20 protein-coding genes are annotated in these 18,671 nt (G+C 44.6%); 16 read left to right on the top strand and 4 right to left on the bottom strand.

Annotated elements, in window-relative coordinates; all coding sequences use genetic code 11:
* The first annotated feature begins 81 nt into the window (after positions 1-81).
* The 3 genes from safA (at position 82) to AAGG74_RS01465 (ending at position 2,820) form a co-directional block, all read left to right on the top strand.
* Positions 82-1,251, top strand: coding sequence for a spore coat assembly protein SafA (safA, locus tag AAGG74_RS01455; RefSeq protein ID WP_162102247.1), 1,170 nt, complete (start codon positions 82-84; stop codon positions 1,249-1,251).
* 146 nt (positions 1,252-1,397) lie between these two features.
* Positions 1,398-1,994 (top strand): YhcN/YlaJ family sporulation lipoprotein, encoded by a 597-nt coding sequence (locus tag AAGG74_RS01460; RefSeq protein WP_429674335.1) that lies wholly within the window; start codon positions 1,398-1,400, stop codon positions 1,992-1,994.
* Between the two features lie 103 nt (positions 1,995-2,097).
* On the top strand, positions 2,098-2,820 hold the full coding sequence (locus tag AAGG74_RS01465) for a YebC/PmpR family DNA-binding transcriptional regulator (RefSeq protein ID WP_429675219.1): 723 nt from the start codon (positions 2,098-2,100) through the stop codon (positions 2,818-2,820).
* Positions 2,821-2,862: 42 nt separating this feature from the next.
* On the opposite strand, the gene AAGG74_RS01470 is transcribed toward AAGG74_RS01465, so the two are convergent.
* On the bottom strand, positions 2,863-4,317 hold the full coding sequence (locus tag AAGG74_RS01470) for an alanine/glycine:cation symporter family protein (protein ID WP_429674336.1): 1,455 nt from the start codon (positions 4,315-4,317) through the stop codon (positions 2,863-2,865).
* Between the two features lie 269 nt (positions 4,318-4,586).
* On the opposite strand from AAGG74_RS01470, the gene AAGG74_RS01475 reads away from it, so the two are divergent.
* A complete protein-coding gene (locus tag AAGG74_RS01475; RefSeq protein WP_429674337.1) occupies positions 4,587-4,709 on the top strand; it encodes a hypothetical protein in 123 nt (40 codons plus the stop codon).
* Between the two features lie 45 nt (positions 4,710-4,754).
* Here the strand turns inward: AAGG74_RS01475 and AAGG74_RS01480 are convergent, their stop codons facing one another.
* Complete coding sequence (locus AAGG74_RS01480) at positions 4,755-5,402, bottom strand: phosphotransferase (protein ID WP_429674338.1); 648 nt, start codon at positions 5,400-5,402, stop codon at positions 4,755-4,757.
* A gap of 241 nt (positions 5,403-5,643) precedes the next feature.
* Here AAGG74_RS01480 and iolG point away from each other — a divergent pair, with 241 nt between their 5' ends.
* From iolG to yajC, 9 genes are all read left to right on the top strand, one after another.
* A complete protein-coding gene (gene iolG, locus AAGG74_RS01485; RefSeq protein WP_429674339.1) occupies positions 5,644-6,669 on the top strand; it encodes an inositol 2-dehydrogenase in 1,026 nt (341 codons plus the stop codon).
* Positions 6,670-6,747: 78 nt separating this feature from the next.
* Positions 6,748-8,055 (top strand): MFS transporter, encoded by a 1,308-nt coding sequence (locus AAGG74_RS01490; RefSeq protein ID WP_162102254.1) that lies wholly within the window; start codon positions 6,748-6,750, stop codon positions 8,053-8,055.
* A 46-nt stretch (positions 8,056-8,101) separates the two neighbouring features.
* Positions 8,102-8,614 (top strand): BofC C-terminal domain-containing protein, encoded by a 513-nt coding sequence (locus AAGG74_RS01495; RefSeq protein ID WP_429674340.1) that lies wholly within the window; start codon positions 8,102-8,104, stop codon positions 8,612-8,614.
* A gap of 137 nt (positions 8,615-8,751) precedes the next feature.
* Positions 8,752-9,357: a Holliday junction branch migration protein RuvA gene (gene ruvA, locus AAGG74_RS01500; protein ID WP_162102256.1), complete on the top strand. Its 606-nt coding sequence runs from the start codon at positions 8,752-8,754 to the stop codon at positions 9,355-9,357.
* A 10-nt stretch (positions 9,358-9,367) separates the two neighbouring features.
* Complete coding sequence (gene ruvB, locus AAGG74_RS01505; RefSeq protein WP_162102257.1) at positions 9,368-10,372, top strand: Holliday junction branch migration DNA helicase RuvB; 1,005 nt, start codon at positions 9,368-9,370, stop codon at positions 10,370-10,372.
* On the top strand, positions 10,365-10,565 hold the full coding sequence (locus tag AAGG74_RS01510) for a DUF2905 domain-containing protein (protein WP_225493690.1): 201 nt from the start codon (positions 10,365-10,367) through the stop codon (positions 10,563-10,565). The genes ruvB and AAGG74_RS01510 overlap by 8 nt, the downstream gene beginning before the upstream one ends.
* Before the next feature lie 29 nt (positions 10,566-10,594).
* A complete protein-coding gene (gene queA / locus AAGG74_RS01515; protein WP_429674342.1) occupies positions 10,595-11,623 on the top strand; it encodes a tRNA preQ1(34) S-adenosylmethionine ribosyltransferase-isomerase QueA in 1,029 nt (342 codons plus the stop codon).
* An 18-nt stretch (positions 11,624-11,641) separates the two neighbouring features.
* Complete coding sequence (tgt, locus tag AAGG74_RS01520; protein ID WP_162102260.1) at positions 11,642-12,787, top strand: tRNA guanosine(34) transglycosylase Tgt; 1,146 nt, start codon at positions 11,642-11,644, stop codon at positions 12,785-12,787.
* A gap of 40 nt (positions 12,788-12,827) precedes the next feature.
* On the top strand, positions 12,828-13,094 hold the full coding sequence (yajC, locus tag AAGG74_RS01525) for a preprotein translocase subunit YajC (RefSeq protein WP_162102261.1): 267 nt from the start codon (positions 12,828-12,830) through the stop codon (positions 13,092-13,094).
* 53 nt (positions 13,095-13,147) lie between these two features.
* Here the strand turns inward: yajC and AAGG74_RS01530 are convergent, their stop codons facing one another.
* Positions 13,148-13,537, bottom strand: a complete 390-nt coding sequence (locus AAGG74_RS01530; RefSeq protein ID WP_202923592.1) for a TIGR04086 family membrane protein — start codon at positions 13,535-13,537, stop codon at positions 13,148-13,150.
* 196 nt (positions 13,538-13,733) lie between these two features.
* Between AAGG74_RS01530 and AAGG74_RS01535 the strand changes: the two genes are divergently transcribed.
* Positions 13,734-14,390 carry a DUF421 domain-containing protein gene (locus AAGG74_RS01535; RefSeq protein WP_162102263.1) on the top strand — a complete coding sequence of 219 codons (657 nt, stop codon included), beginning with the start codon at positions 13,734-13,736 and terminating at the stop codon, positions 14,388-14,390.
* 3 nt (positions 14,391-14,393) lie between these two features.
* Here AAGG74_RS01535 and spoVB read toward each other — a convergent pair whose 3' ends face one another.
* Positions 14,394-15,950 (bottom strand): stage V sporulation protein B, encoded by a 1,557-nt coding sequence (spoVB, locus tag AAGG74_RS01540; protein WP_162102264.1) that lies wholly within the window; start codon positions 15,948-15,950, stop codon positions 14,394-14,396.
* A gap of 113 nt (positions 15,951-16,063) precedes the next feature.
* Between spoVB and AAGG74_RS01545 the strand changes: the two genes are divergently transcribed.
* Positions 16,064-16,360, top strand: a complete 297-nt coding sequence (locus AAGG74_RS01545) for a post-transcriptional regulator (protein WP_162102265.1) — start codon at positions 16,064-16,066, stop codon at positions 16,358-16,360.
* A gap of 38 nt (positions 16,361-16,398) precedes the next feature.
* Entirely contained in the window at positions 16,399-18,612 is a 2,214-nt protein-coding gene (secDF, locus tag AAGG74_RS01550) for a protein translocase subunit SecDF (RefSeq protein ID WP_429674343.1), read from the top strand.
* The last annotated feature ends 59 nt before the right edge of the window (positions 18,613-18,671 follow it).

Here is an 18,671-nt window from a genome sequence, read left to right on the forward strand (position 1 = left end):
CTTTATTTCAGACATATGTTGTGAAGAAACACAATGTAATGACAGCTGAACTGTTCACGTTTTGCATAGGAGGGGAAAACGTTGAAAATCCACATCGTTCAAAAAGGCGATTCGCTCTTGAAAATAGCTGAAAAGTATGGAGTTGATCTTGAGGAAGTGAAGAAGCTTAATACACAGCTCAGCAATCCAGACTTAATCATGCCTGGAATGAAAATAAAAGTGCCGTCTGAAGGTGTACCGGTCAGAAAAGAGCCGAAAGCGGGAAAAAGTCCGGCGGCAGGGAATGTGAAGCAAGATCATCCATATGCGAAAGAGAAGCCTAAATCCGTTGTCGACGTAGAAGACACAAAGCCGAAAGCAAAGAAGTCTGTGCCGTATGTCCCGCCAATGCCTAATTTGCAGGAAAATGTGTATCCTGAAGCTGATGTGAACGATTATTATGATATGAACCAGCTTTTCCAGCCTTGGTCGCCTCCTAAACCGGAGGAGCCGAAAAAACATCATGACGGAAATATGGATCATGTGTATCACATGCAAAACCAAGACCAATTTCCACAACAGGAGGCTATGAGTAATATGGAAAATGCAAATTATCCGAATATGCCTAATATGCCAAAGGCGCCAGAGGTAGGCGGCATGGAAGAAGAAAACGTTCTTCCCGCAGTTCCGAATATGCCGGCTGTTCTGCCATATTATCACTATCCGGCTCACTTCATGCCGTGTCCCTTGCCATGTCCGGTTCCTGTCTCACCGGTTCTTCCAGGGTCAGGATTATGCTATCCATACTATCCGGCACAGGCTTATCCAATGTACCAGCCTTATGGATATCAGCCAAGTTTTGTATCGCCTCAGTATGATCCGGGTGAATATGAAAACCAGCATCACGGACATTACGGCTCTTACGGAGCGCCTCAATACGCATCCCCGGCTTATGGCTCTCCGTATGGACATATGCCGCATGGCTCTCATTATGGCTCGCCTCAAGTGATGGGAGCATACCAGCCGGCGGCTCCAGGATACATGCCGTATAAAGACCATGACGATTGCGGTTGTGACGATGATCATCACCACCATCACCATCAGCCACATTACGCCGCACCTGGCTATGCCGGACTCGGAGCTTATGGTACCCCTAATATGCCTTACGGCGGAGTGAATCCGAATCCATATGCTGCCGGAGTTTCTATGCCAATGGCGAATCAGCCCTCTGCAAACCAAATGTTTGGCCGGCCTGAAGAAGAAAATGAGTAATTGTTCGGAACGATGTAAATCGTTCCTTTTTTATTTCGGAGCAGTTAACTGCCAAATGGACAGAACTGACACGCTTAACATCCCCCGCACGCGTGCATGATAAAAACGAGCAAACATGCTCAATTCGTCTACGGGGGGTTTTTCCATTGGGTAAAAAAATGACGATCGCAAGCTTGATTCTAATGACAGCGGGCTTAACTGCATGCACAGCAAACGACAATGCTATGAATGATACGCGCAATAACGGCAATACCCGACCAATTGGGTATTATACAAATGAAAATGACGCTGACAGACGGGGAGACGGAGTAGACCACGATGGTCCGGTTTCTGAATTAATGGAGGATCAAAACGGCAATAACCGAAATACCACGAATGTGAATAATCGTGATCGTGTTACTGCGGACGATCGCGTTCCTCTGGCAACTGACGGAACATATAACAACACGAATAACAGTAACATGAACCAAAATGCGGGGAACAACGGGTATGACAACCTAGAAAACCGCAGACTGGCTGCAAAAATTGCCAACCGTGTGAAACAAGTGAAAAACGTCAATGACACACAAGTTATGGTAACGGATGATCGAGTAGTCATCGCAGTAAGAAGTCACGCGGATTTTACAAAGTCTGACAGAGAGAATGTTACAAAAGCGGCACGCAACTATGCGAATGGCCGCGACGTCCAAGTATCTACAGATAAAGGGCTGTTCGAAAGACTTCATAAAATGAACGCCCGCTAGAACGAAAAGGCTGCCGGAAGTGTGATTTCGGCAGCCTTTTTCATTGCATCAGCGAACAATTCCCATTAAAGTGTACATAGAAAATGTAAAAGAAGGTGAAAACATGGCGGGACATTCGAAATGGAAAAATATCCAAAAAAGAAAAAATGCCCAGGATGCAAAACGCGGGAAAATATTTATGAAGCTTGCGAAAGAAATCTATGTGGCGGCGAAAGAAGGCGGAGCTGATCCTGAAGCAAATTCTGCTTTGCGTTTGGTTATCGAAAAAGCAAAAGGCGCCAATATGCCGAATGAAAATATAGATCGAGCCATTAAAAAAGCGGCGGGAAGCCTAGATGGAAACAGCTATGAAGAAATCACCTATGAAGGCTATGGCCCATCTGGTGTTGCTGTCATGGTTGAATGTGTTACAGATAACAAAAATCGAACGGCATCAAACGTGCGGACAGCATTTAATAAAAATGGCGGAAGTCTTGGAGAAAACGGATGTGTAGCCTTTTTATTTGAACGGAAGGGATTTATTGCAATCGAACGTACAGAACAGAAAATAGATGAAGATGAGCTTATGCTTGATGTACTGGAGGCAGGCGGAGAAGAACTGCAGACGGTAGAAGACCGATATGAGATATTAACAGAGCCTGAGCGCTTTGAAGACGTCAAAGCAGCTATTGAATCGAAGTATCCCATTTCTTCGGCAGAGGTGACCATGATTCCGGCAACCTATACAGATGCCGATGATCAGGCTGCTGAGAAGCTGGAAAAATTAATCGACAGTCTAGAGGATGACGATGATGTCCAAGAAGTGTATACCAATTATCGCCCATAAAAAAACCGGCACGATGTCATATCGGGCCGGTTTTCTGTATATTTAAGAGACACGCTCATTTTCCTGGATATATTCCTTCTCCCAGAAATCAGCGTTTTTGATGCCCAGCGCTTTCGGATCAAATACAGGGTCTAAGCCCTGTTTCTTTTGGCGCTCGTAATCTTTTAAAGCGAGAAGCGCCGGTTTGGCCAGCAGCACAATCGCGATGACGTTCAGCCATACCATAATGCCAAGTCCAGCATCGCCTAATGCCCAAGCAAGTGTAGCAGTTTTCACAGTTCCATAGAACGTCGCGGCTAAAATAACCAGCTTTAAGCCAAGTGTTGCCCATTTGCTTTCTCTGCCTCGGGCTAAATAGACGATATTGGTTTCTGCGATGTAGTAATACGCCATAATCGTTGTAAATGCGAAAAAGAATAAAGCGATAGCCACAAAGCCCGCACCGAATCCGGGGAGAACATTGTCAATGGCCGCTTGAGTGAAACCGGGCCCGGCTTCGACGCCTTTCAGCTGATGAACGATAAAGGAACCATCTGCAGCCTGGGTATTGTACATGCCCGTAAACAAGATCATAAAAGCTGTAGCGGAACACACAAATAATGTGTCAATATAAACAGAAAATGCCTGAACCAACCCCTGTTTAACCGGATGGGAAACCTCTGTGGCGGCCGCTGGATGGGGGCCTGTTCCCTGGCCGGCTTCGTTTGAGTAGATGCCTCGTTTGACTCCCCAAGAAATCGCCATGCCGATCAGGCCGCCAAAAGCGGAATCCAGAGCAAAAGCGCTTTTGAAAATCAATAAAATGACAGCAGGCAATTCAGAAATATTCATGCTAATAATGATCACAGACAGCAGAATATATCCAATCGCCATAAACGGAACAATCATTTGTGCAGCACTGGCTATTCGTTTGACACCGCCGAAGATGATAAAGCCTAATAATAAAATGAGAATGCAGCCTGTAATGGCAGGAGAGATGCCGAATGCATTTTTGACGCTGGCCGCAATGGAATTAGACTGTACGCCCGGCATCAAAAGGGCCATGGCAATAAGAGCGGCAGCGGCAAATAAGACGGCAAACCACTTAATCCCTAAGCCTTTTTCAATATAATAAGCCGGACCGCCTCGATATTGTCCGCCTTGTTTTACTTTGTAAATTTGAGCAAGCGTTGACTCGACAAAGGCGCTCGCCGCACCGATAAAGGCAATTGCCCACATCCAGAACACCGCACCGGGTCCGCCGAATGCAATTGCTGTCGCCACACCTGCAATATTCCCTGTTCCCACTCGCCCGGACAGCGCAATTGATAGTGCTTGAAAAGAAGAAACGCCGGCTTCAGAGCTCTTTCCTTTGAACATCAGAACAATCATTTCTTTCAAATGTCTGACTTGTAAAAAACGGGTCATGATAGAAAAGAGGAACCCAATTCCTAATAAAATATAAATGACGGGGGTGCTCCATAAGACCGCGTTCAAATGGGCAACAAAATCTTCCATCAAACTTCCTCCTCACTTCCCCTTCAAAATACACGTATAAAAGAATTTTGGGTTAATCGAACTATTTCTACAATTGATTTGTCACATTATATGACCCGGTAATTAACAATAAGGAGAGGAAGGGAAAAAGAAAAAACGCTGCGAGTGATTACGATGCGTTTTTCGTATTTCACGACATATCAAGTTCATACTATCTTTACACTTCTTTAAAATTCCCTCAATAAAGCGGTGGTATGATGGAAACAAATAAAGGGTGAGGAGAGACAGAAATGGAGAAAATATATTGTCATTCCAGTGATAAGGGCTCAGAAGCGCTCTACTTAACTGTGAGAGGCTATCGAATTAAGCTGTCGCCTGAACAAATGAAACTGATTTCTGCTCACAAAAAGTAAAATATATGGAAGAAGGCAGCCGCTTTAAGCGGCTGCCTTTTCGATTTAAGAATATTTTCTTTTCCAGTGAGCGACACGCTTTTGAAACCAATCTTTTTTATATAACAATGCGATAATCTCCAGCCAAAAACCCGGAATCTTTTTTGGGAATATCGGTTTTTTGTAGAGTGCATGATACGCTGATTTTAAATCTTCCCACTGGGTGCACGTTTTTGTCTGTTCAAATCTGGCAACATCAATTACCCGCACCGCCCCAGTTTCTGTCAGAATCAGATTGCGCAAATGAATGTCGGACGGATTCAGACCGGCTGCCCGGGCGGCAGAAAGTGCTTCTTCAACCTGCTGAATCTTGTCATCACTGATCGCAATACCTTTCTTCAGACAGTTATAAAAGGTTTCGCCTTTGATATATTCCATAAGAATAAATGAATCACCAGTTTCGTAAATGTCAGGATAGAAAGCGGATCCGGCCAACTTTTTATAGATCGCGGCTTCTTTGACTGCGGTCGCTTGATGTTCAGGAAAAAATACTTTCAGCGCCATTTTTCGATCGGCTTCTGTGAAGGCAAACACATAGGCGCTTCTTCCCTTGCCGATTAATGTTAGTTCCTCGGATTTTCCTTTCACTTTATCAAATCTGCTGTTCTTGCGGAATATGACTGAATGGGCCAGTGCCTCTGCTTTTGTCACCATTTCATTCACCTTCTTTGCTCTATTTTATGCAGCTGTTTATGGGAAAATCATAAACTGTTCAGGAAAAAGAGCCTAATTCTAGTGTGTCTGGTCTTCGAGAAGAAGAAGGCTGCCTCAATAAGCATGAATCATGATAAAAGAGATATAGAGTGATGATTTCCATTCTTGAAAAGCGCTTACAAATGGGATAGTATTAATTTTAAATAAAGCGCTTTCGTAAATATTTAAGGGGGAACATGCCATGACAAAACAGATTGTGACTGGGATTATCGGTGCGGGGCGCATCGGCAAACTTCATGTTCAAAATATATGCCGGATTCCTCATATAAAAATAAAAGCTGTCTCTGATCTTCAGGCCAGCCGTATCAAAAGCTGGGCAGACAGACATCAGATTGAATACATAACGTCTGATTATCGGGATATATTGCATGACCCGGACATTGACGCTGTTTTGATTTGCTCGCCGACTACCCTACATGCTCAAATGATAAGGGAAGCAGCGGAGGCGAAAAAGCATATTTTTTGTGAAAAGCCTGTCAGTTTCTCTTTAGACGAAACAAAGGAAGCGCTTGCATCCGTCCGCAGACACGGGGTTGCACTCCAAGTCGGATTCAATCGCCGTTTTGATCCTCATTTTAAGAAGGTCAAAGCAATTGTTGAAAATGGTGAAATCGGTACGCCTCATTTATTAAAAATCACGTCGCGTGATCCTGACCCCCCGAATATGGATTATGTCCGTACGTCAGGCGGCTTGTTTATGGATATGTCAATCCATGATTTTGATATGGCCAGGTATATTATGGGAGACGAAGTGACGGAAGTGTATGCAAAAGGAGCGGCCTTAGTGAATCCTTCTTTTTCAGAGCTGGGCGATATTGATACGGCTGTTATTACACTGACTTTTGAAAACGGTGCTATGGCTGTGATTGACAACAGCCGCCAAGCTGTGTACGGATATGACCAGCGGGTCGAGGTTTTCGGGACAAAAGGTTCCGCAGCGGCGGACAACAGCCGGCCGACGACGGTCGAAGTGTCGACTGCTGATTTTGTGATGAAGGATAAACCGCATTTCTTTTTCCTTGAACGCTATGAAGATGCGTATGAGGAAGAGATTCTTCGATTTGCAGAAGCGATCGGAACAAACCGGGAAACTGTCTGCACTGGCAATGACGGTTTTCAGGCGGAACGGATCGCCAGAGCGGCACAGCAATCGCTTGCTTTTGGCATGCCTGTCAGTATTGAGCATACTGAAAAAGTCGCTTTTTAAAAAAATAGGATTACAATTCACAAAGCTTGGGTATAAAAATTCCATTGATACTTTAGAAAAAAGTAGGCGGTGGAGAAAATGAATCATGCACATGGTAAAGGGAATGTTTTGAACAAAATCGGAATTCCTTCTCACATGGTTTGGGGTTACATTGGCGTTGTCATCTTTATGATTGGGGATGGGCTCGAACAAGGCTGGCTTTCTCCTTTTCTCGTTGATCATGGTCTCAGCATGCAGCAATCCGCATCGTTATTTACCATGTACGGTATTGCTGTCACCATCTCGGCTTGGCTTTCAGGCACATTTGTTCAAACTTGGGGGCCAAGAAAAACGATGACGATCGGTTTGATTGCATTTATCCTTGGTTCAGTCGCTTTTATCGGCTGGGCGATTCCTCATATGCATTACCCGGCTCTCTTAGGCAGCTACGCACTTAGAGGTTTGGGTTATCCGCTGTTTGCATACTCGTTTCTCGTATGGGTGTCATACAGCACCTCTCATCAAATTCTCGGAAAAGCCGTTGGCTGGTTTTGGTTTATGTTTACGTGTGGTCTTAACGTACTCGGTCCGTTCTATTCCAGCTATGCAGTTCCGGCCTTTGGAGAAATCCATACACTTTGGAGCGCTTTGCTGTTTGTCTCTGCAGGCGGATTCCTCGCTCTATTTTTAAATAAAGATAAATTTACTCCAGTACAAAAACAAGATCAGCCGAAATGGAAAGAGCTGTCCAAGGCATTTACCATTATGTTCGAAAACCCTAAAGTCGGCATCGGCGGAGTGGTCAAGACGATCAATGCCATAGGACAATTTGGATTTGCGATCTTTCTTCCTACATACTTAGCGCGTTACGGATATTCTGTTTCAGAATGGCTGCAAATATGGGGGACGCTGTTTTTTGTGAATATTGTGTTTAATATTATTTTTGGTGCAGTCGGAGATAAACTCGGCTGGCGCAATACCGTGATGTGGTTTGGCGGTGTCGGATGCGGTATTTTCACGCTGGCGCTTTATTACACGCCTCAGCTCATCGGGCATCAGTATTGGGTACTGATGATTATCGCCTGCTGCTACGGCGCGTCATTGGCCGGTTACGTGCCATTAAGCGCCCTTTTGCCGACGCTCGCACCTGATAACAAAGGCGCTGCCATGTCAGTGTTGAACCTGGGATCTGGTTTATGCGCATTTATCGCGCCGGGCATCGTAAGTCTTTTCATTGGCCCGCTCGGTGCAGGAGGTGTGATTTGGATATTTGCGGCATTGTATTTTTTCAGCGCTTTTCTGACACAATTCTTGACGATTTCTGAGAAAAGCGAGGATGTATTTACAGAAGAACGGTTTGTCAGGGAAAATATGCAAACAAATTTTGAGAAAACGGTTAAGCAGTAACCTCTTTGGTCAAACTAGTCTTAAACATGGCAAAGAGGTGTAGAGGGTGAAACGATTCAGCACGGCGTATCTTTTACTGGGCATTTTTTGCTCAGCCGCAGCATGTCTAATAGGTGCTCCTCCCCGCCTGTTTGCGGCGAAAGTGGAGCACTATGAACCGCTGCAGGTGCATGTGCAGCTTGAGAAGGTGTATTTGGACGGCGATGTCAGCATCGAGCATAAACGTGAAAAAGTACTTTCAATGGAGGATTTTTGGACGGCTTATGCCGGCTGGACGCTTGTCGAACAAAAAAAGGGATATGTGCTATTCCGAAAGCAAATGGACGATATTTCTCCGCTCAGTAAGGTGAACGGGTATATCGGTGTATCGGATAATGGAGTGATTTCTACTTTTCATGGCCAGCCTGAGTCAGCGAGAGAACCGGTTCAGTCTTTTTTTCAAATTGATTTAGAAAGACTGGAGAGCCATATGCAAAAAAATCTGCTGAAAGGCATACCATTCCGGACAAAAGCGGAGTTTGAGGATGTGATAGAACATATAAAGACATACAGTGGGTAATGTCCGCTGAACGAAGACATGTATTCATGTCTTTTTTTAGTGGAAGAATGAGAGAGAAGCGAACGTATGTTAACTTTTCTATAAGACTTTGGCTGTTTTTATGGTACAATGAAGAACAGTCAAAGAGGTGAATTTGCGTGATCGAATTTGTTAAAGGGACGATTGATTATGTATCTCCCCAATATATTGTGATTGAGAACGGCGGGATTGGCTATCAGATCTTCACGCCGAATCCATTTATATATAAGGAGAGAAACCAAGAAACGATTTTTACGTACCATCATATCAGAGAGGATGCTTTTTCGCTCTATGGGTTTTCAACAAGAGAGGAGAAGGCGCTCTTTACAAAGCTGTTAAATGTGACCGGAATCGGGCCAAAAGGCGCGCTTGCCATTTTGGGCTCAGGTGATCCGGGAGCTGTCATCCAAGCGATTGAAAATGAGGATGAAGCCTTTTTGGTCAAGTTTCCCGGTGTCGGAAAGAAAACCGCTCGCCAGATTATTCTTGACTTAAAAGGAAAGCTTGCCGATGTTGTGCCTGAAATGATTGAAAATCTGTTTAATCATGAAGAAAGACTTGAAAAGCAAACAGCAGAAACGGCTCTCGAAGAAGCGCTTGAGGCCCTTAGGGTTCTCGGATATGCTGAAAAAGAAATCAAAAAGGTGCTTCCTCACTTGAAAGAAGATATTGGGCTCTCAACAGACCAATATGTGAAAAAAGCGTTACAAAAACTATTGAAGTAAGGTGATGTTCATGGATGAACGGCTCGTCTCAAGTGAAGCAGACAACCATGAATCAGTGATAGAGCAAAGCCTAAGGCCGCAAAATTTGGCGCAATATATCGGGCAGCATAAGGTGAAAGAAAATTTGCGCGTCTTTATAGACGCAGCAAAAATGAGACAGGAGACGCTTGACCATGTTCTTCTGTACGGGCCGCCCGGACTCGGGAAAACGACGCTTGCTTCTATCGTTGCCAATGAAATGGGAGTGGAATTGAGGACGACATCAGGGCCGGCGATTGAGAGACCTGGTGATTTGGCTGCCATATTAACGGCGTTGGAGCCGGGAGATGTATTATTTATTGATGAAATACATAGGCTGCACAGATCGATTGAAGAGGTATTATATCCTGCGATGGAAGACTTTTGCCTGGATATTGTGATCGGCAAAGGTCCTTCTGCCCGTTCGGTACGGCTCGATCTTCCACCTTTTACGCTGGTGGGCGCCACTACAAGGGTAGGGCTTTTAACGGCGCCGTTAAGAGATCGTTTCGGTGTCATGTCGCGGCTTGAGTACTATACACAAGAAGAGCTGGCGGACATTGTTACAAGAACAGCTGATGTATTCGATGTTGAGATTGATAAACCGTCTGCCCTTGAAATCGCGAGGAGATCGAGAGGGACACCCCGCGTAGCGAACCGCCTGCTGAGAAGGGTGCGGGATTTCGCCCAGGTGCTGGGTGACAGCCGGATCTCGGAAGGGATTTCGCAAGATGCCTTGGAGCGGCTGCAGGTGGATCGTCTCGGATTGGATCATATTGATCATAAGCTGCTGATGGGCATGATTGAAAAATTTAACGGCGGCCCGGTGGGACTTGATACCATTTCAGCCACGATCGGCGAAGAACCGCATACGATCGAAGACGTATATGAGCCATACCTTCTGCAAATCGGGTTTATCCAAAGAACACCGCGAGGAAGGATTGTGACACCGGCTGTTTATCATCATTTCCAAATGGAGGCTCCTCGATATGACTGAATTCCCTAAGATCATTATGATTCTTGGTGCTGTTTTGCTTATGATCGGAGCAGTTTTGCATTTTGTCGGCAAGATGCCGGGAGATATTTTTGTGAAAAAAGGAAATGTCACGTTTTTCTTCCCGGTTGTCACTTGTATTATCATAAGTGTGGTATTATCAATTTTGCTTAACCTTTTCGGCAGAATGAAATAACAAAAGACAAGAATAAAGGTGAAAACATCATGAAAGTCGATTTATTTGATTTTGAACTACCGGAACGTTTAATTGCACAAGTGCCGTTGGAGCAGCGCGATGCTTCAAGACTGATGGTGCTTGATAAACATACAGGAGAGCTGACTGACAGCTCGTTTAAACACATTATCAGCTTCTTTAACGAAGGAGACTGTCTAGTATTAAACAATACGCGTGTGCTGCCTGCGAGGTTATTCGGCACAAAAGAGGATACTGGCGGAAAAGTGGAACTTCTTTTACTGAAGCAGGAAGCTGGTGACAGGTGGGAAACCCTTGCCAAACCGGCGAAACGAGTAAAAAAAGGAACCGTTGTCACATTTGGGGACGGAAGATTGAAGGCTGTCTGCACGGAAGAGCTTGAGCATGGCGGCAGAAAAATGGAATTCCAGTATGACGGGATCTTCTACGAGGTGCTTGAATCCCTTGGAGAGATGCCGCTCCCGCCATATATTAAAGAACAGCTTGATGACAGAGAGCGCTACCAAACTGTATATTCTAAAGAAATCGGATCTGCAGCCGCGCCTACAGCAGGTCTTCATTTCACAGAAGAAATTTTGCAGCAATTGAAAGATAAAGGTGTGCAAATTGAGTTCATCACTTTGCACGTAGGTCTTGGAACGTTTCGACCTGTGAGTGCTGATGACGTTGAAGAGCATAATATGCATGCTGAATTTTATCAAATGTCAGAAGAAACAGCTGCAGCCTTAAACAAGGTAAGGGAAAATGGCGGCCGGATTATTTCCGTCGGCACGACATCGACACGTACGCTTGAAACGATTGCCGGGGAAAATGGCGGTCGGTTTGAAGCGTCAAGCGGCTGGACATCTATTTTTATTTATCCGGGCTACGAATTTAAAGCCATTGACGGAATGATTACAAACTTCCATTTGCCGAAATCGTCATTGATTATGCTGGTGAGCGCGCTTGCTGGAAGAGAAAACGTTCTGCGGGCTTATCACCATGCGGTGGAAGAGGAATATCGTTTCTTCAGCTTCGGAGACGCGATGCTGATAATTTAAGAACAGGAGGCCTCAAAAGTGGCTGAACAACCAATACGCTATGAATTTATAAAAGAATGCAAACAAACAGGGGCTCGGCTAGGCAAAGTACATACCCCGCACGGCTCCTTTGAAACGCCGGTTTTTATGCCGGTCGGCACACTGGCAACAGTCAAAACGATGGCGCCTGAAGAGCTGAAAGCAATGGATGCGGGCATCATTTTAAGCAACACTTATCACCTATGGCTCCGCCCGGGTCATGATATTGTCAAAGAAGCGGGCGGACTGCATAAATTTATGAACTGGGACCGTGCGATTTTAACAGATTCAGGCGGGTTTCAGGTCTTTTCTTTAAGCAAGTTTCGTAATATAGAGGAAGAGGGCGTTCATTTCCGCAATCACTTAAATGGAGACAAGCTGTTTTTATCTCCGGAAAAAGCAATGGAGATTCAAAACGCACTCGGCTCTGATATTATGATGGCGTTTGACGAATGCCCGCCGTATCCGGCAGAGTATGATTATATGAAGCGATCAGTAGAACGGACAAGCCGCTGGGCGGAACGCTGCCTGAATGCCCACAGCCGTCAGGATGAGCAAGGGCTGTTTGGGATAGTACAAGGCGGAGAATATGAAGATCTGCGCACACAAAGCGCGAAGGACTTGGTCTCTCTTGATTTTCCGGGATATGCTATAGGCGGATTATCTGTCGGTGAACCGAAGGATGTCATGAACCGCGTACTCGAGTTTACGACACCGCTTTTGCCGAAGGATAAACCGAGATATCTGATGGGAGTGGGATCTCCGGACGCGCTGATTGACGGAGCAATCCGCGGAGTCGACATGTTTGACTGTGTGCTTCCTACAAGAATTGCGCGAAACGGCACAGTGTTTACAGCTGAAGGCCGCCTCAATATGAAAAATGCGAAATTTGAAAGAGACTTCCGTCCGATTGATGAAGAGTGTGATTGCTATACATGTAAAAACTACACTCGCGCGTACATCAGACACTTGATCCGCTGCAACGAAACATTTGGCCTGAGATTAACAACTTACCATAACCTTCATTTTCTGTTACACTTAATGGAGCAGGTCAGACAGGCTATTCGTGAGGATCGTCTGGGTGATTTCCGAGAAGAGTTCTTTGAGCGTTACGGCTACAACAAGCCAAATGCGAAAAGCTTCTAAATAAAAATAAATAACAGGTTTATAGAAAGGGGTGAAAATAATGACTGGCACTTTAGGTACATTGATTCCTATTATTTTAATGTTTGCGGTTCTTTACTTCTTGCTGATTCGTCCTCAGCAAAAGCAGCAAAAGGCAGTACGCCATATGCAGCAGGAACTGAAAAAAGGTGATACAGTAGTGACAATCGGGGGATTGCACGGCACTGTGGATTCTATTGACGATAGCAAAGTCGTAATCAAGACTGGTGAAAACACACGTCTTACGTTCGACCGCCGCGCGATCAGAGAAGCTTCTGCTGCAGAATAACAGCAGAAGCTATACATAGCTAACAAAAAAAGAGCGGATGATTCCGCTCTTTTTTATGTGGAAGACCTGTTTCCCTTCAAATTCACGCCGAAAATCCCGCCCAGCATGCATACCCCTAAAAATCCAAGATGGAAGAGCAGCTGTTCCGCTGTAAATGTTTTTCCGAAGCCTAAATACTGAAACAACAAAATAATCAGTGAGAAGCTTAAAGCAGTCAATGCCCCGATCATCCATCCTCTTTCTTTTCCTTTCCCGCCTGAAATGAATCCTCCGATGAATAAGGAAATAAACGATACGGCTGTAATCAGCCAGTTGAATGATGACTCTTCCAGCGATGTTGCCGTCAGTAAAAGTGAAACGGCTAAACTCGTCAGAAGCATAGCTGAGAATATGGCGATTAAGCCGTAAAGAATGCCTTTTCCAACTTGTTTCGTTTCCTCCATAAATGTCTCCTCTCTGCCTGTATTAAAAGGCTTTTGTTCTTTTTGAACAAAGCGCCAGACATGCTGACAGCTCGTCTTTGTAAAAATGTATTCCCTCATTCCGTGAATTAGACGTAAAAGCTTTATGAAATCCTATCGGTTCTTCCCACATAAATTGGTCATTTTGTTGCAACCTATGATGAGTTGGAGGTGCATGATGGAAGAGCTTTTTACTATTACATTTCGCACAATCATATTGTATTTTGTGATATTGGTTATTTTTCGTTTCATGGGCAAACGGGAGATCGGGGAGCTTAGCATTTTAGATCTCGTTGTCTTTATCATGATGGCAGAAATCGCCGTTTTAGCCATAGAAAACGTAGAGGATCATCTGTTTCACACCATCCTGCCGATGCTCGTATTAATGATCATCCAGGTGACATTCGCCTACTTTTCTTTAAAAAACCGAAAAATCCGCCAGCTGCTTGACGGCAAGCCGACTATCATTATTAAATATGGGGAAATTGACGAAGGCGCCATGAGATCACAACGTTATAATTTTGATGATTTAATGGTTCAGCTCAGAGAAAACAGTATCGACAGAGTAGCTGATGTATCATTTGCCATTTTAGAGCCGTCGGGCAAATTGACCGTTATAAAGAAAGAAAACAGCGGTGAGCATCGGCAACTTGAAATGCCGCTCATTATAGATGGCTCGATTCATACAGAAAATCTGTCCAGAATTGACAAAGATGAACAATGGCTGTTTGAAACATTAAAAAAACATGGATATGCAAATCCTTCAGACATTTCGTTTTGCTCGTTTACTGACGGTGAGTTATTTATTGATGAAAAGGATGGGAGCCGCACGTAACCTTTAGCGAGCGATCAGACGTCCGATAATAGGAATGCGGCGAAGCTCATCTTTTTTTATTAAACGGAAAGCGAGCAGAAGGATGATATAGATGGCGGCGCTTATTGTAATCCACCCGGCGACATTCACTGCCTCGGACGCCCCAAAGCTTACATATTGTTTGATGGCAGAGCTGATGAATCCGCAAATCACTATAACAGTGAAACTAAGCGCATACTCTTTCATTTTAATGCTGATCGGCAGTACCTTGCTTACGGTTGCCGCGTGCAAAAGCGTGACGAGCACCATACCTGTTACAATGGCCAGCGATGCGCCCATAATGCCGAGAGACGGTCTTGTGGCAAGGACAAAAATAAGACCTGTTTTGACAAGCGCTCCAATTAAACTGTTCATCATCGCAGCACCGGCCAAATTAAGCGCCTGCAGGACCGCCTGAAGAGGACCTTGAAAATAATATAGGAGAAAAAACGGAGCCATCACTTTTATGAATACAGCTGCGCCTGAAGAGCCATACATTACCCTCATCAGCTCGTCCGCAAAGACGTATAAAATGACAACTGAAATGCCTCCACTGAGCAGGCAGAGCCGCATGGCCTGTTCCAAACGGTATTCCACCACCTGCAATTTTTTCTGCTCCATCCCTTCACTGATCGCAGGAACAAGTGCGGTCGACAAAGAATATGTAATAAAGCTGGGCAGAGTCAGCAGCGTCATGGCAAAGCCGGTCAGTTCCCCGTATTGCTTTGTGGCGGCGACCGTGGCGACACCGGCGATGGCAAGGCTTTGAGCAACGACAATCGGCTCGAAAAACCAAGAGAGATTGCCGATAAAGCGGCTCCCGGTCGTTGGAAGGGATACGCTCATTAATTGGGTAAAGGTTTGTTTTCCATTTTTAATCGACTGGAAAAAATGCTTTCTGATTTTAATGGTCTTTTTATACTTAAAGCAAACGAATAAATACAGAAGTGATGCCAGCTCTCCTGCGACCGAGGAAAGCATTGCCCCCGCTGCGGCATATTCAATTCCGTAAGGAAGAAAAATTGTCGTACAGGCAGCGACGAGTGAAATGCGGACAACCTGTTCAAGGACTTGAGACATGGCAAGCGGGTTCATATTCTGTTTTCCTTGAAAGTACCCCCTCAACACACTTGAGATAGCAATAATCGGCACAACCGGCGTGATGGCCAGAAGAGGATACAATGTTCTCTTGTCTGTCAGCATCGTTTCAGCCATAACAGGGGCAAAAAACAGAAACAGCGGTGTAAAGATCAGACTGAGCACTCCTGTGATGGTCAGAGACATGACTAAAATATTTTTTGTTTTTTTGTGGTCGCCGCGTGCGCTTGCTTCTGCGACAAGCTTACTGATCGCGACCGGCAGACCGAATTGAGTTAATGTAGTGGCTAAAAAGAAGGTCGGAGCTGCCATCATGTAAAGCCCGACTCCTTCTTCGCCGATAAACCGGGCAATAACCACCCGGTTGACAAACCCGAGCATTCTTGTCACCATCCCTGCTGCGATAAGGATAAGAGTGCCCCTTAAAAACGTCTGTTTCGCCATTTTTACCCCCTGCCTTCTCAAACTACCTGTAATCATATACAATAAGATATGCGTATATATCGTCCAAGCATGACAAGTCTTCTTGAAAAACAATAAAAAAGGAGCGTGGAATCGTGGAGAAGCATCCCGCGGATCTATATAAGGACCACGTCAGGCCGTTTCTTTACAGCAAACTGGAAGAGTTTAAGATTCTCGGGTATGATGATGTTGAGCTCGAAAGTTTGTGGTCATTCTTAAAAGATAAGAAGTGGAAAAAGAAAACGGAGCTGCACATTTATGAAATGACGAGTGATATTTTATCAGTGAAAATTGGCGAATTTATGAACTATGCAACTGTTGAGTCATTCAAAACGTCTAGTTGGCTAGGCAGTGAAGAAGCACAGGAAGCATTGGATGAACTGCTGAGATAGCAGATTGATTCGCACAGGTTTAAGGGAGGATATACATAATGAAAAAAGGACGCTTGATTGCGTTTTTCCTTTTCGTTTTATTGATCGGCACAGGCTTGGGTTACTTTACAAAGCCTGCCGCGAACAATATTACATTAGGATTGGATTTGCAAGGCGGATTTGAGGTGCTGTATGATGTACAGCCCGTAAAAAAAGGTGACAAAATCACAAAAGATGTTCTGGTCAGCACAGTAGAGGCGCTGAACCGCAGAGCCAATGTTCTCGGTGTAAGTGAACCGAACATCCAAATTGAAGGAAATAACCGGATTCGCGTTCAGCTCGCTGGCGTGACAAATCAAAACAGAGCGCGTGAAATTTTGGCTACTGAAGCCCAGCTTTCCTTCAGAGATACGAATGATAAAGAATTGTTGAACGGCTCTGATCTCGTCGAAAATGGCGCCAAACAAACCTATGATCCTAAAACAAATGAACCGATAGTCAGTATTAAATTAAAAGACGCTGATAAATTTGGCGAAGTGACCAAACAGGTCATGAAGATGGCGCCGAACAACCAGCTTGTCATTTGGCTCGATTACGAAAAAGGAGACTCTTTTAAGAAAGAAGTTCAAAAAGAGCATCCTAAATATGTATCCGCTCCGAACGTTAGTCAGGAATTAAACACAAAAGACGTTACAATTGAAGGGCATTTTACCGTTCAAAAGGCGAAAGATTTAGCCAACATTTTAAATGCCGGCGCGCTCCCTGTGAAACTGACTGAAAAATATTCAACTTCAGTAGGTGCACAATTCGGCCAGCAGGCGCTCCATGATACGGTGTTAGCTGGTATTGTCGGTATTGCAATTATTTTCTTATTTATGCTTTTCTATTACCGCCTGCCGGGATTTATTGCGGTGATTACGCTATCGGTTTATATCTATATTACACTGCAGGTCTTTGACTGGATGAATGCGGTACTCACACTTCCGGGAATTGCCGCTCTCATTTTAGGTGTCGGGATGGCTGTTGACGCCAATATCATCACCTATGAACGGATTAAAGAGGAGCTTAAGTTAGGAAAGTCGGTCCGCTCCGCCTTCCGTTCAGGAAACAGACGATCATTTGCGACGATTTTTGACGCGAATATTACAACGATTATTGCAGCCGTTGTACTCTTCATTTTCGGGACAAGCTCTGTAAAAGGGTTTGCTACAATGCTGATTCTGTCGATTTTGACAAGCTTTATCACTGCCGTTTTCTTATCAAGATTTCTCCTTACACTCCTCGTGGAAAGCAGATGGCTTGATCGGAAAAAAGGCTGGTTCGGCGTCAATAAGAAACATATTATGAATATCCAGGATACGGATGAAAATACAGAACCGCATACGCCGTTCCGAAAATGGGATTTCACGAGCAAACGCAAATATTTCTTTGTTTTCTCCAGTGCAGTCACGATTGCCGGGATTATTATCCTGCTTGTCTTTAAGCTCAATCTTGGCATTGACTTTGCAAGCGGCGCCCGGATAGAAGTGCAGAGCGACCATAAGCTGACGACAGAGCAGGTAGAGAAGGATTTTGCATCACTTGGCATGGATCCAGATACTCTTGTTCTTTCTGGGGACAAGAGCAATATGGGTGTTGCCCGTTTTGTCGGTGTCCCAGATAAAGAAACCATTGCCGACGTAAAAACGTATTTCAAAGACAAATACGGATCAGAGCCGAATGTCAGCACAGTTTCACCGACGGTCGGTAAAGAGCTGGCAAGAAATGCGCTGTACGCACTTGCTATCGCTTCTATTGGCATCATCATTTACGTTTCGATCCGATTCGAATACAAAATGGCGATAGCAGCAATCGCTTCACTGCTTTATGATGCTTTCTTTATCATCGCGTTTTTCAGCATTACAAGGCTTGAGGTAGATGTTACCTTCATCGCCGCCATCCTGACGATTATCGGATATTCGATTAACGATACAATCGTTACATTTGATAGGGTTCGGGAGCATATGAAAAAGCGCAAGCCGAAAACATTTGCCGACCTGAATCACATTGTAAATCTAAGCCTGCAGCAAACCTTTACACGTTCAATTAACACTGTGTTAACGGTCGTGATTGTTGTAGTGACTTTGCTCATCTTTGGAGCATCTTCGATTACAAACTTCTCAATTGCTTTATTGGTCGGGCTGTTAACAGGCGTTTATTCCTCTCTCTACATTGCCGCTCAAATTTGGCTTGTATGGAAAGGCAAAGAACTGAAAAAAGAAAAGGCGCAATAAAATTGTCGGGCTGTCCTTTGCAGGGCAGCCTGTTTTTTAAGTTTCATTGAACTTAAAAT

Origin of the sequence: Bacillus mexicanus, assembly GCF_050445615.1 — a bacterium.
Lineage (GTDB): Bacteria > Bacillota > Bacilli > Bacillales > Bacillaceae > Bacillus > Bacillus mexicanus.